Below are 13,242 nucleotides of genomic sequence, written 5' to 3' on the forward strand. Positions count from 1 at the left end.
TCAATTCCACGAATATGCGAACTTGTCGTTCTCGACCGAGACCCGTGCTTGCTTCACTTCCTCCTTGGCAAGCGACTTGCTGAGGAATTCGCGCGACAGCTCAGGCAGCAAAGTGTTGGTGATGATGTTGTCAACCATGCGTCCGCCGGAATCCGGATCGTTGCAACGTGACACAATGTGCTCCACGACAGCATCGTCGTAGCTGAAGGCCGCATTGTGATTGTCGCGGAGGCGTCGCCCGATCCGGTCGAGCTGCAACCGGACGATCCCGGCGAGCATCTCGTCCGATAGCGGGAAGTAGGGGATCGAGACGATGCGTCCGAGCAATGCGGCCGGAAACACCTTCAGCAATTCTGGCCTGAGCATTTTGGCGAGCTCTTCCGGCTCGTTGCGATACTTCGGGTCGCGCGACAGGCCCATGATCAGATCAGTGCCGACGTTGGTGGTCAAAATGATCAGGGTGTTCTTGAAGTCGATCCGCCGCCCGTTGCCGTCCTCCATGGTTCCCTTATCGAACACCTGGAAGAAGATTTCATGGACGTCGGGATGGGCCTTCTCCACCTCGTCGAGCAGGATGACGCTGTAGGGCTTGCGCCGCACCGCCTCGGTGAGGCGGCCGCCTTCGCCATAACCGACATAGCCGGGAGGCGCACCCTTCAAGGTCGAAACGGTGTGGGCCTCCTGGAACTCCGACATGTTAATCGTGATCATATTCTGCTCGCCGCCGTAGAGGGTCTCGGCAAGCGCCAGGGCGGTTTCGGTTTTGCCAACGCCGGACGGTCCTGCCAGCATGAACACGCCGATGGGCTTCGACGGGTTGTCCAGTTTGGCGCGGCTGGTCTCAATTCGCTTCGCGATCATTGTCAGCCCGTGGGACTGGCCGACGACGCGGCGGTTGAGAATCTCCGGCAGCTTCAGCACGGTTTCGATCTCGTCCCGCATCATCCGGCCGACCGGGATGCCGGTCCAGTCGGACACGACGGACGCCACTGACTGCTGGTCCACATGGGCATAGACCATCCGCTTTTCCGGGTTTATGCCCTCCAGCGTTTCGAACTTGCCACGCAGCTCCTCGCGCCTGACAGCCGGATCCTCGCCTTCGTGGGGCTCGGACAGGATCTCACGAATGCTGCGGATGTCCTTGACGAGCTCCTGTTCCGCGGCCCAATCGGCTTCGAGGCTCGCCAACTTGTGCTTCAGTGCTACGATGTCGTTGTCGATCGCGAGAATGCGCTCGCTGTCCTCGATCCCCAGATCGCCGTCGGCGACGAGCGCAGTTTTTTCCGCCTCACGAGCGGTAATCGCGACGCGGGCGTCCTCGATGAGGGCCGGCGTCGCGCTCTGGCTGATGGCGACGCGTGCCGATGCGGTGTCAAGCAGGCTGACCGCCTTGTCCGGCAACTGCCTCGAAGGAATGTAGCGGTGCGACAGGTTGACTGCTGCAACGATTGCGGCATCGGAGATGCGAACACCGTGGTGCTTTTCCATCGGGCCGAGTAGCCCGCGCAACATGACGCAGCAGGTCTCGACATTGGGTTCATCGATCTGGATCGGCTGGAAGCGTCGCGTGAGCGCGGGGTCCTTCTCGATATACTGGCGATATTCCGCCCATGTGGTGGCGGCGATCGTACGCAGCGTGCCACGGGCGAGGGGAGGTTTCAGGAGATTGGCCGCATCGCCGGTACCGGCCGCGCCGCCGGCACCTATCAGCGTGTGTGCTTCGTCGATGAACAGGATGATGGGAGAAGGTGAGCTCTGGACCTCATCGATCACCGAGCGCAAGCGCTGCTCGAACTCGCCCTTCATGGAGGCGCCGGCCTGCATCAGGCCGATGTCAAGCGCGCACAGTCTTACATTGCGCAATGGCGGTGGCACGTCGCCGGCGGCGATACGCTGGGCGAAGCCCTCGACCACGGCGGTCTTGCCGACGCCGGCCTCGCCAGTAAGGATTGGATTGTTCTGTCGCCGGCGCATCAGCACGTCGATCAGTTGACGGATTTCTTCATCCCGACCGAGAATTGGGTCCATCTGACCCGACCTGGCCTTGGCGGTGAGATCCTGGGAGAACCGGTCGAGCGGTGTCGTTCCTTTGGGACCGGCCTGGTCCGCGCCCTCCGTGCCGGCGCCGACCAATCCCGAGCCGTCCATCGGCCGCATGGTCTCCTCGTCGGAGCCGGCCCAGACAGCGCGGCGCTCCGCGGCCAGTGCGTCGACGTTGACCTTAGCGAATTCCTGCGAGAGGTTGTTCAGCGTGCGACGGATATCGTTCGATTTCAGACCTGCCACCAGCAGATGGCCGGTGCGGATCTGGGTCTCGCCGAAGAAGAGCGTCGCATAGTGCCAGCCGCGATCGAGGAGATCGATGACCGGATTGGCGACGCCCGGCATGTCGGTCTCGTTCTTGCGAAACCCATTGATGACTCCGGCGAGGTCCGACAACAACCGTGACCGGTCGAGCTTGTAATGATCCACCGAAAGGCTGAGGTCCGTACGCTCCTGCTGCAGGATATGAAACAGCCAGTGCGCGAGCTCGACGTTGCGGTTACCGGCGCTCTTGGCGTGGCGCAGGGCCTGTATGAAAGCATCGTAGCCGGCCCGGTTCAGCTTGCCTGTTACCGCTTCAAGGCTGATGTCGGCCACGGTGGCCCCTCCTGCTCAAGATGCTTGGCACCAAGAGGAAACTGCTTCGAATCCCATAGTGTTAGGCGATCGGCGTAGTAGATAGGTTCAAATCACCGCAGGATTCGCTGCGGCGCTCCGACGGGTCCTCAAGCGCTCGCCGAGCTGAAAGCGGGCATCGCGGCGATATTCTTCCGTAGAGGTCCAGTTCGGCGAGACCCAGGTGGTCCATCCAAGTCGTCCGCTCTGTCCGAGCCTGACCGGGACCACCTCTCCTGCTGGAATGGCGAGCTCCACCTCCCATTCCAGTTCGTCGCCGATATAGAAGTAGATGGCATCCGCCAGTGGCTCCGACAGGTTTGGGGTTTCGGTCGGCAGGAACTGCTGGTACTGGGCAAAATTCTTGACGAAGACTCGAACCCTGATCTTGTCCTCGACGCTGAACACGCGTGAACCTAGAAGAGCGTCTCGGCCGAGCCGGGAATGCGTCCCGCCAAGCCGGCTGCAGTGACTTGGGTCGAACAGGAGCCAGGTGCCGACAAATTCGTCGATCTCGACTTTGACGTCGAACAGGCCCTGGAGGAATCGCGTCAGCCGCGACGCACATTTCGCCCTGGGTGCGATCAGTCCGGCGAAGCTGAGCTTCGCCATGTCCGGCACAGTGTCTCGATCGGCGAAAACGTCGGAGCCCAGGCCAGTGAAGGAGCCGACATAGGCGACGAACCGATCCTCCGCCGGACGGTCATGCTGCGCGATTGGCCGCGCGTCAGCCCAGGCGCGAAAGAAGAGTTGCAGGAAGCGTCCGTTGAGGAGGTCGAGAAAGCGCGGGAAGGCATCATCCCGCATCAGCCACCAGCCGAGACTTTCATCGGTGGTGGCTAGCGGTAGCGCGCCCTGCGGCCCCAGGAGACCGAGAAATTTGACGAGTATCCTGAGCCGGCCGTTCTGGTCGTCGACCGCCGCGAGGTTGGAGGCGGGGAACTCCAGATAGGGCACTTGGCCGAGGTCGATATACTCCTCGCGGCGTGCGGCACTGTCACCGATCCGCGGCCGATCCGGGTTGGCCCGCTCGAGCTGGCGCATCGTATTGAAGAAATCGAACCTCCAGGGCTCGGCCTTCATCTGCTCGATCAGCGTCACAGCGGTCTCCGCGTGCCCATACGCGGCGGCCACCGCATGATCTCGCCGCGCTCCGGCGTCGAGATGACCGTCTGGGTGAAGGTGTTGAAGCCCGAATAGTCGGCGAAGAAACGCTCCAGCACAGCCCCGAGCAAGAACACGCCGCTGCCCTCGAATGCTTTCTCGTCGAGCGTGATGGTGATCTCCAGGCCGCGCGCTGCGCCGCTGCCGGTGCGCTCGCGCACCCGGCGCACGACAGGGCGGCTCTCTATGCTGCGTACGCCGCGAATCTTGCGCTCCGTGGCGTCGTCGAACTGGTCGGCGAACAAGGACAGCATCTCGCGCAGCGCTCCGGCGTTCTTGCCGCCGCCGCGCTCGACGAGGCCAAGATAGTTCAGGTTCAGCATGTTGATCAGCCGCCAGCTGACAATCCCGCTGTTGGCGATCTCGCTGCGGCTCCGCATCTGGGCCACCACTGGCTCTCGCGGCCGGGTGGGACCAGCAACGCACATCAAATCAAGGGAGGTATCGTCCAGCAGGCGGAAGTCGGCGCCGCCCTGGCCGACCGGCAAGTGCTCGGTGAGGTGTCGGTTGGAGCACAGTGCCTTCACGCTGAGTTCGGCAACGGATCCTTCGCCGCTCAGTTCGCCGGGCTCGAGCAGCGACAGGAACATATCCGTCCCGGTGTAGTCGGAGGATGCGCCGTACGTCTTCTCTTCCACTGTGCGGCGCCGGGGCAAGCGGCGGATCGTGAAATAAAGCCCCTCGACCGATCCGCTGGTCCGATCGACAGCAGCCGAATACAGCGGGCGTACCGGTCGCTTGTCCTTCTCTGCCGGAAAGTGGGCGTAGACTTCGAGCACCTGGTGCGGTTCGTACTCGAGATAGCGGCTGCGATCGGGCACCACATGGTACTCATGGGTATTAGACTTGACGGGAATGCGATCGCTCGTCTTCTCGAACAGGTTGATCGCCGGCGCAGTATAGAGCCTGAAGGTATCGGGGCGTACCGAGGCGGCAAGCCGCGAATCGTGTTCGTCGAAGGCGAAGACGATATCGATCGATTTGCTGCGCAGCCGTGGCATCACGGCTCGAAGTCCCGTCAGGTTGATACCGAGGAACTTGCGTGGAAACATGAAATATTCCCGCAACAGCTCCGAGCCGCGAAAGATCCTGTTGTCGTTGGGAAACAGAGACTCGTTCTCGTCGAAGCCGACTTGCTGCACGCAGTCATAGGGGGCACGAGTGACCACCGGGTCGCCGAAGTCGTCGAGATGGCGGAAGTAAACGCCCTTGCAATTCGAGATCAATTGTTCGTAAAGCGCGATGGCGTCGGATTCCGCGCCGGAGAGGTAGATCGGGAGTTCGCTCACGCGGCAGCCTGCAAACCAGAGTTCCGGTTTGGCTCGGGCCTCTGCGTCCGGCAATTCCTCGTCGAGCCGGGCCGCGGTACGATGGGTCAACGACAACCTCAGCCCGGCGATGACGTCGCCGCCGACCGGAATCCCAAGTGCCTGCAGCGCGCCTGCAGTCGAGAAGTACTCGGCGCCGGTGACGTCAAACGGCCAGAGCACGATATCGCGGCAAAGTCGAAATCGGCAGGAAAGACTTCGCTCTCGCTCGCGGTAGGCGGCGTCGAAATAGGCGCCGCGCACAATCTTCCTTCCATCGCGTAGCGCAGGGTCGGCATAAGGTGGCCGCGCCGTAACCAGCATGGCCGACGGGGTAGGGGCAAGGTAGTTCGGAACCAGTTGCTCGAGCAGGTTCGCGGTGAATTCCGGGAATTCGTGCTTGAGCTTGAGCTGGACGCGGGCGGCGAGAAACGCGGCGCCTTCCAGCAGCCCCGTGATCATCGGATCCGAGCGATCCCGGATCAGGCCGCCGAGGCGCTCTGCGATGCCGGGATATTCCTCGGCGAAATCTCCTGCCTGCTCGTACAGCAGTGACAGTTCACGATTGTAGAAATCCAGGAATTCGCGATTCATGCTAGAGTCGGTTGATTTGGATGTCGCCGCTGTCGAGGTCGACGTCAGCGACGAATTCCACGGGAACGTTGAGTGGCTCGGCCTTCAGATCGGCGTGAACGATGAAGCGCAGCTTGAGCTGTTCGGGGCCAACCGAGCCGTCGCGGCGGACCCGGATCGTCTTGCGATCCAACCTTGGTTCATAAGTCGTCAGCGTCGTGCGCAGCGCGTCGGTGAGCTCATCGTCGGTGACTTCGTCGATCGAACGGTGAGCAATATCGGGGAAACCGAAGTTCAGGATCGATGTACGGACGCAGTCCCGGGCGCTGAGATCCAGAGTGGATTCCAGAGCGATGGTATTGAGGAGCGTTTCAAGGTCATGGGAAACCTCGCGCCGGAGCAGCGTTTCCGAGACCGGAAATCGACCCGCGCTGCGTCGCCCGGCAATGATCCGCTCGCCGAACTCATCGCGCAGATTGAGCTTCTTGCGCGCATCGCGCGCTTCATGAGCTGAGCGAAACGCCAGCATCAATGGAGGAGAGAGCCGATCCCGCTTGGGTGTAATGGTCATTTACGGTCCCCATGACGCCCGGCTCGCACGCAATTCGGTAGGGCGCCAGTTCGTCGCCGAGGTGACGGCCTCGACCGGGCCGGACGAGAGGTACGATCAAAATCGCAGCGCTTGGCGCCGTTCGCGCTACCCGCAACCGGCGCCAGGCGAGGAGCTGAAAATCAGACCCATTCCTTGTTGGCGGGAACGTCCCAGCCGAACGTCGGCGAGGTTCCTCCGCCGCCTTTGTCCGTCTGGGTCTTGTAGGTCATCTTGACCTTCGCGAAGTTCAGGCTCACGTTTTCGCTCAGACGCTCTTCGCCGTGCGAGCCGCCCGTCGATACGCTGGTGACCAGAACGTGCTTCATCTCGATCTTGAGATATTCCAGCGGATGTTCGCCCGCCTTGCGGACGGTGAGGATCGCCGTGTCGATGTGCTTGCCGTTCGCGCAAACCTTGAAGAGTTCCGGCGTGGCCTTGTCGACGAAGTGCGTGAAGTGGAGGTCCTGGACGCTGACCTTGCCGGCGCCGCCGCCCGAACCGCTGTGGAAAGTGCCGGTCTGGCTCTCGCCGAACGACCAGCTCAAAATATCGATTTCGTCTTTGTGCTTGTCGTCCAGCGACTCGCCCTTGATCGGATCGAGTTTCAGGAAAATGTCGACAGCCATAGCGTGGTCCTCTCAAATTTCTGTATGTTCACGGTTGCGATGATGCGGCGTCAGGAGCTGGGGCCTGGCAGGCGTGAAACCAGACTGAGGCCGACGTCCATCGCCTCCAACTGAAAGTGTGGACGGAGAAAGAAGCGCGCGTTGTAATATCCCGGGTTCTCCTCGTTTGCTATGACCTCTACCTTCGCAGCGGCCAGCGGCTTGCGCGCTTTCTGAGCTTCTGACGACAGGGCCGGGTTGGCATCAACGTACTCGTTGATCCAAGTCTGCAGCCAGACCGTCAGCTCATCCTTCTCCTTCATGGATCCGATTTTGTCGCGAACCATGCACTTCAGATAGTGCGCAAAGCGGGAAACGGCGAACATATAGGGCAGTCGTGACGACAAGTTATCGGACGCGGTTGCATCCACGCCCTTCTCGCCGAAATATTTCTTCGGCTTGTAGAGCGACTGGGCGCCGATAAAGGCGGCCTTGTCGGTGTTCTTGCGATGGATCAGCGGGATGAGACCCGCCTTCGCAAGTTCGTGCTCGCGGCGATCGCTGATCGCGATCTCGGTCGGGCATTTCAGGTCGACGCCGCCATCGTCGGTCGGGAATGTGTGCGTCGGCAAGTTGATGACCTCGCCGCCGGACTGCACACCGCGGATGCGCGTGCACCAGCCAAACTCTTTGAAGGCGCGGTTGATGTTGGCTGCCATCGCATACGCGGCGTTGATCCAGCCGTATTTGTCACCGGTGTGACCGTCCGTCTCCTCCTCGAAGGCGAACTCCTCCACCGGCTCCGATTTGGCGCCGTAGGGGAGGCGACCCAGCGCTCGTGGCATGCACAGGCCGAGATAGCGCGAGTCGTCCTGATCGCGCAGTCCCTTCCATGCGGCATATTCCGGCGTGTCGAACACCTTGCCGATGTCGCGCGGGTTGGACAGCTCGGTCCACGAGTCCATCCCCATCAGCGTCGGCTCGGCGCCGCTGAAGAACGGGGCGTGCGCGGCGCCTGCGATCTTGCTGAGATCGCGCAGCAACTGCACGTCGGTGGGGAGGTGGCTGAAATAGTAGTCGCCGATCAGGCAGCCGAACGGCTCGCCGCCCAACTGGCCGAATTCGTACTCGTAGATCTGCTTGAACAGCGGGCTCTGATCCCAGCGCGCATCGGGGTAAAGCCGCAGGTTCCGATAAAGCTCGTTCTTCGAGACGTTCATCACCCGGATCTTGAGGCTGGCGTCGGTCTCGGAATTGAAGACGAGGTAGTGGAGACCGCGCCAGGCACTTTCGATCGCCTGGAACTCGGGTGCGTGAATGATCTCGTTCATCTGCGCGGTCAGCTTCTGGTCGATCCGCGCGATCATCTCCTCGATCGTGTCGAGCACGTCCGACTTGATGACGCTGGTGTCCTTCAACGCTTCTTGAACGAGCGTGGATACCGCGTTTTCGACTTCGGTCGCCGCACGCTCGGTGCGCGGTTTGAAGCTTTGCTTCAGCAGAGCAGCAAACTCGTCCGCCTCGACGGTTCCGACCTGGGTAATGGCCTCTTTACGACCAGCTTCCTTTGCCATGGTCCCCATTCCTCCCCTTAGTTCTCAGTGCCGGGCTCGGTAGAGCCGCTCGTCGCGCGCTCTCGCAGCGCGGCCATTAGTTGAGGATCGGCGAGAAGTTTCTTCAGCTGATCCTCGGCGGCCACCTTGCCATCCATGTAGCGCAGCAGGTTGGCGAGCTGTTCGCGCGCCTCGAGAAGCTTGGCCGTAGCCGGTACCTGGCGGGCGACCGCGACCGGCGTGAAGTCGGACATCTTGTTGAAGCGCAGGTTGATTGAGAGTTTTTCGTCCGAGCCATCGGTGAGACGATTGGCGACGCGCGCCGTCACGCCAGGCTGGATTGCCGCCATGCGGTTGTCGAAATTGTCCATGTCGAACTCGAGGAATTTGCGTTCCTCGACCTTCGCCTTCTCGACGCCGGGGTTATTGCCGGAGAGGTCAGAGAGGACGCCCATGACGAACGGCAACTCGATCAGCCGCTCGGCGTCGTAGGGGTCTTCGTATGTGATGTGCACGCGCGGTGCGCGGTTGCGTCGAATGAATTTTTGACCGCTATCGGTAGCCATGGGTTCCCTCTTTACGAAATCGCTTGAGAGGCCGACTTGCGCGACGCAGGTTGATAAGGTGCTTCAACTCGCGGTCGGCAAAGCTTCCTTATGTCCAGTTAGTCCCTTCGAGGGAAACGCGGGTTCAATGCGATTTGTCGATTGTTTTCAGCGCGCCCTCGGGCAGGACGTCATTCAAAAGGCTGAGGAAGTCTCGCTGTGCAAGATCGCGCGCGCGGTCGACCAAGAACGGGATCGGGCTGGATGGCTCCGCGGTGCGGAAAAACGCCGCGACCTTCGCCAGCAGGGCCAAAGCCTGCGCTCTGTTTTCTACTGAAAAAACAATATCTTGATTGTCGGTCTCGAGCGCGGGCGAAGATGAGGTCGCGAGCTCCGCCATCCGTTCGATCGGCAGGTTGAAAACCTTGTCCCGCCCGATGTTGATCGCAGCGCTCTCCACGTGTGAGGGCACCAGCATCCGCATCACCTCAATGAATGACTTGCCGACCATCTCCTGCGCCTGTCGCACCAGCAACAGCGCCGGGTTGGACGGTTCCATTCGCGAAAAATATTCGGCCGCCGCCGCGAGCGCCGCGGAGGCCTGCGCCGAGGAAGCGAGTGCGCCGGTCGCGTCAAGCGGAACTGGCGCATCGACGGAAGCCGCATCTTCTCCCGCAGGAGCGGCGATCGCGGTCGGATCACGCGCGGCGACAAGGCCCGCAAGCCACGCGGCCATGCCGTTAACCATCGCGGAGAGCCTGTCGAGGCTGATGGGTTGCCCCGAGTTCAACTTTTCGTGCCAGATCGCTTTGAGGTCTGCAATTTCAGCGGCGACCGCGGAGCACCGTGTGCTGGTGCTCTTGAGTGTGTCGAGGTCAGTTTCGCTGACGATGCGTTCGATGGTCGCGAGATCGGGGCCGTCGATATCGGCGTCGCCGGCGGAAATTTCGCCGTTGGCAACCTGATAGGCGCGGTAGTTGAGGCTGCCGTGCCTGCGGTTTTCGATCAGGGGAAGGAATTGGAGCGGGTTAATCACGGTCGGAAACACGTCGATCGCTTCGACCGTGACAGCACGAAGCGCAAAGTCGCCGTCCTCGCCCCTCGGATGCACAGCTTCCCATTGCTCGCGCAGCAGCAAATTTGTCGCCTTCAGGCAGCTAAGGAAGCCGTCGAGATCGCGGTTGAGGATGGAGAACTTGGCGAGCAGCATGTTCAGGCGCAGATCGCGGGTACGAGCCAGAAGGGGCTGTGCGGCGGCGAACTGGCCGGCAAAATCGACCGCCTTCGGATCGAAGCGCCCGCGCTCTCCGTTGGCGTTGACGACTTCGAAGAACGACATTGGCAGCAGGGATTCCGCAGATGCGAAGAAGTTGAGATATTGGACGTCTCCGACGGCGTCGAGATCCGGCCCGCAGGGATCGTTGGCCGTTATTGGCTGCGTCAGGGCGATGACATCAAGCATGCGAGATCGTCCATATCTCCTCGGCCATGGCCCTCTGCAGAGCCATTGGCATCTGGCGGATCACGCAGGGGGATCATGATCCGATGACTTATGGGTTAGACCCTTGCAGGTCCCGGTTCATTCCGGACGATCATGACATTTTCGCGTGAACCGGCAAGCTCTTGGAGCCGACTACTTGAGGGCCGGGGTGGTTCCTTTGACGGCTGCTGTGGCGCGTCAGGAGGGGCGGCCCCCGGGCGGACTTTCCGGCATTGCCAGTGGCGGCAGGACTTCCGCGATTCTTGCATGACGCCTGATCTGCACTTGCAGCCGATCATGCGATCGAAGGAGGGAGTTTAAGCCCACATGGGCCAGCTTACCCAGGATACCCGCCTCTGCGAACTCAAGACGCCTCTCGGCAAGGACGTTCTGGTTTTTGTCGGGTTCGAGGCTTCGGAAGGCCTCAGCGAACTGTTCGAGTATCGTATCGAGTGTCTCAGCGAGGATGCCGACCTCGACTTCGATCGTGCGATCGGCCAGCAGTGCACGCTGACGATCAAGCTGCATGAAAAGGAACGCGAGTTCAGTGGCATCCTTACGGAAGCCCAGTGGCTCGGGGTGAAGAACGACTATTTCAGCTACCGGATCGTCCTGAGGCCCTGGTTGTGGCTGTTGTCGCGCACCACCGATTGCCGGATCTTTCAGGACAAGAAGGCACCCGACATCATCAAGGAGGTCTTCAATGAGCGCGGCTTCACAGATTATGAATCCAAGCTGACCGAAGAGGGCTCCTGTCCGAAGCTCGAGTATTGCGTTCAGTACCGCGAGACCGACCTGAACTTTGTTTGCCGGCTGATGGAACAGCACGGCATCTACTATTTCTTCAAGCATGATGGCGGAAAGCACACGCTGGTGCTTGCGGACTCCAAGTCGTCGCACAGCCCGATCAACGGGCTTGCCACGATTCCCTACATCCCGCTGACTGGTGCCGACCGTCGAGGCGAGCAGCATATCTACGAATGGGTCTCGGAGCGTCGGTTTCGTACCGGCAAGATCGAGCTCAACGATTACAACTACCAGAAGCCCAATGCGCAGATGATCAGCGATGCCAAGGGCTCCGAGCATTACACCAGGTCAGAGATGGAGTTTTACGACTATCCTGGCAAGTTCAAGGAAAAGTCCGACGGCGAGCGCTACGCGAAGATCCAGCTCCAGGCCGAGCAGGCGATGGATCGGCGGCGCCGCGGCAACGGCGACGCCGTCAACCTGTTCCCCGGCGGGCTGACGAAGCTCGAAAAGCACGCCAAGGACTCGCAGAACGTCGAATATCTCGTGGTGCGAGCAACGCATTCGTTCTCGATCGAATCCTACCGCACTGGCGGTCCCAGTGATGCCGGGCAACATGTCTATTTCGGTAGCTTCGAGTTTCTGCCAAGCGACCGGCCGTTTCGAGCGCCGATGATGACGCCGAAGCCGAGGATCAACGGCATCCAGACGGCAAAGGTGGTGACCAAAGACGACAATTCGAGCGAGGAAATTGACGTCGAGTCGTTGGGCGAAATCTATGTCCGGTTTTTCTGGGATCGCAAGAAGAAGCGATCGTGCCGATTGCGCGTGGCCCAGGTCTGGTCCGGCAAGCGCTGGGGCGGTCAGATCATTCCGCGCGTCGGACAGGAAGTCGTCGTCGAATTTCTCGAAGGCGATCCGGACCGACCCCTGGTGATCGGCACCGTGTACAACGACGAATACAAGTTACCCTACGATCTGCCGTCGAAGAAGACGATTGCCGGATTGAAGTCTGACTCGACCAAGGGTGGCGGCGGCTTCAACGAGTGGAACTTCGAGGATAAGAAGGGATCCGAGAAGATCACGGTGCATGCCGAGAAGGACCACGACGTGACGGTCCGCGACACCGAGACGAGGACCATCGGTGAAGCTGCATTCGGCGGTGACACCCGGAAGACCACGCTCAAGAACGGCAATGACAAGCTGGATATCGAATTGGGCGGTCAGCACGTCACGCTGGCCATGGACCAGTCTGTCAACGCGGGCATCAGCATCGCGCTGACGGCCAATGCCAACATCACCCTGCAGGTTGGTCCGAGCCAGATTATTCTGACCCCGGGGGGCATCATCATCAACGCGCCGACCATCGCCATGACGGCGCAGGCCGCCATGGCGCTTTCAGCCGGCGGTCCGCTGGTCGCCCACGGCACTCCAACTCTTGTCGGCTGACGATCATGGGTCAGGTTCGGTTCGCCACGGTTCAGGATCTGCTTCAAGCCTATCCCATGGCGCGCCATGACGTCGGCAAGGCCGATGCCGGGAAGCCTTCACTGGATTTCCTTGAGCAGGCCACCGACGCGCGCAACTGGCATCAGGCCGTATCGTTTTGCGCCTATCTTCTGCCTAGGCGTGTGGCTGTTGCCTGGGGCTGCCGCTCGTTGCGACGGATGTTCGACCATTTCGACGCCAACGACAGCAGGTCGCTGAATTTCGCGGAGACCTGGGTCCGCCAATCGGATGAGCAATCCCGGAACAAGGCGCTCGCCGTCGGCAATGCCAACGACCCCGAGCAGCCGGCGACGTGGCTGGCGCTGGCGGCCGGCTGGTCCGGTGGAAGCGTGGTTCCCGCGGAATTTGCGCCGGTCGAAGCCAAGCCGGATCAAGCCGCGCGGGCGGTGCGTGCAGCCCTGCTGATCGGCCTTTGCCGGCTCTCCCGTGACTCCCGGGACCGGATAATGACGGCATGCCTAGAGGATGGTATTCAATTAGCGCGCGGCGAACCGCGTTCTGCACGCTAA

General features: G+C 61.2%; 10 protein-coding genes. 2 read left to right on the forward strand and 8 right to left on the reverse strand.

The window, feature by feature from the left end; translation table 11 throughout:
* The 8 genes from tssH to GPL20_RS23560 all read right to left on the reverse strand — a co-directional run bounded on the left by tssH (window position 1) and on the right by GPL20_RS23560 (window position 10,459).
* Window positions 1-2,640 (reverse strand): type VI secretion system ATPase TssH, encoded by a 2,640-nt coding sequence (gene tssH / locus GPL20_RS23525; protein WP_254125138.1) that lies wholly within the window; start codon window positions 2,638-2,640, stop codon window positions 1-3.
* An 87-nt stretch (window positions 2,641-2,727) separates the two neighbouring features.
* Complete coding sequence (gene tssG / locus GPL20_RS23530) at window positions 2,728-3,792, reverse strand: type VI secretion system baseplate subunit TssG (RefSeq protein WP_254125136.1); 1,065 nt, start codon at window positions 3,790-3,792, stop codon at window positions 2,728-2,730.
* Window positions 3,756-5,723, reverse strand: a complete 1,968-nt coding sequence (gene tssF, locus GPL20_RS23535) for a type VI secretion system baseplate subunit TssF (RefSeq protein WP_157332066.1) — start codon at window positions 5,721-5,723, stop codon at window positions 3,756-3,758. Before tssF ends, tssG begins: the two co-directional genes overlap by 37 nt.
* A gap of 1 nt (window position 5,724) precedes the next feature.
* Entirely contained in the window at window positions 5,725-6,273 is a 549-nt protein-coding gene (gene tssE, locus GPL20_RS23540; protein ID WP_157332068.1) for a type VI secretion system baseplate subunit TssE, read from the reverse strand.
* 161 nt (window positions 6,274-6,434) lie between these two features.
* Window positions 6,435-6,920: an Hcp family type VI secretion system effector gene (locus tag GPL20_RS23545; protein ID WP_157332070.1), complete on the reverse strand. Its 486-nt coding sequence runs from the start codon at window positions 6,918-6,920 to the stop codon at window positions 6,435-6,437.
* Window positions 6,921-6,970: 50 nt separating this feature from the next.
* Window positions 6,971-8,473, reverse strand: coding sequence for a type VI secretion system contractile sheath large subunit (gene tssC, locus GPL20_RS23550; protein ID WP_167533174.1), 1,503 nt, complete (start codon window positions 8,471-8,473; stop codon window positions 6,971-6,973).
* 17 nt (window positions 8,474-8,490) lie between these two features.
* Complete coding sequence (gene tssB / locus GPL20_RS23555; protein WP_157332074.1) at window positions 8,491-9,018, reverse strand: type VI secretion system contractile sheath small subunit; 528 nt, start codon at window positions 9,016-9,018, stop codon at window positions 8,491-8,493.
* A gap of 124 nt (window positions 9,019-9,142) precedes the next feature.
* Complete coding sequence (locus tag GPL20_RS23560; RefSeq protein WP_157332076.1) at window positions 9,143-10,459, reverse strand: type VI secretion system protein TssA; 1,317 nt, start codon at window positions 10,457-10,459, stop codon at window positions 9,143-9,145.
* A gap of 345 nt (window positions 10,460-10,804) precedes the next feature.
* Between GPL20_RS23560 and GPL20_RS23565 the strand changes: the two genes are divergently transcribed.
* Together GPL20_RS23565 and GPL20_RS23570 are read left to right on the forward strand one after the other, a co-directional pair.
* Window positions 10,805-12,673: a type VI secretion system Vgr family protein gene (locus GPL20_RS23565; protein WP_157332078.1), complete on the forward strand. Its 1,869-nt coding sequence runs from the start codon at window positions 10,805-10,807 to the stop codon at window positions 12,671-12,673.
* Between the two features lie 5 nt (window positions 12,674-12,678).
* Entirely contained in the window at window positions 12,679-13,242 is a 564-nt protein-coding gene (locus GPL20_RS23570) for a DUF6931 family protein (RefSeq protein WP_157332080.1), read from the forward strand.

It is taken from the genome of Bradyrhizobium cajani (assembly GCF_009759665.1).
GTDB classification, from domain to species: Bacteria; Pseudomonadota; Alphaproteobacteria; order Rhizobiales; family Xanthobacteraceae; genus Bradyrhizobium; species Bradyrhizobium cajani.

What these genes read in the sequence shown, in the direction of transcription:
- tssF (WP_157332066.1), bottom strand. Translation starts at nt 5,723, where the DNA reads ATGAATCGCGAATTCCTGGATTTCTACAATCGTGAACTGTCACTGCTG.
- tssE (WP_157332068.1), bottom strand. Translation starts at nt 6,273, where the DNA reads ATGACCATTACACCCAAGCGGGATCGGCTCTCTCCTCCATTGATGCTG.
- GPL20_RS23545 (WP_157332070.1), bottom strand. Translation starts at nt 6,920, where the DNA reads ATGGCTGTCGACATTTTCCTGAAACTCGATCCGATCAAGGGCGAGTCG.
- tssC (WP_167533174.1), bottom strand. Translation starts at nt 8,473, where the DNA reads ATGGCAAAGGAAGCTGGTCGTAAAGAGGCCATTACCCAGGTCGGAACC.
- tssB (WP_157332074.1), bottom strand. Translation starts at nt 9,018, where the DNA reads ATGGCTACCGATAGCGGTCAAAAATTCATTCGACGCAACCGCGCACCG.
- GPL20_RS23560 (WP_157332076.1), bottom strand. Translation starts at nt 10,459, where the DNA reads ATGCTTGATGTCATCGCCCTGACGCAGCCAATAACGGCCAACGATCCC.
- GPL20_RS23565 (WP_157332078.1), top strand. Translation starts at nt 10,805, where the DNA reads ATGGGCCAGCTTACCCAGGATACCCGCCTCTGCGAACTCAAGACGCCT.
- GPL20_RS23570 (WP_157332080.1), top strand. Translation starts at nt 12,679, where the DNA reads ATGGGTCAGGTTCGGTTCGCCACGGTTCAGGATCTGCTTCAAGCCTAT.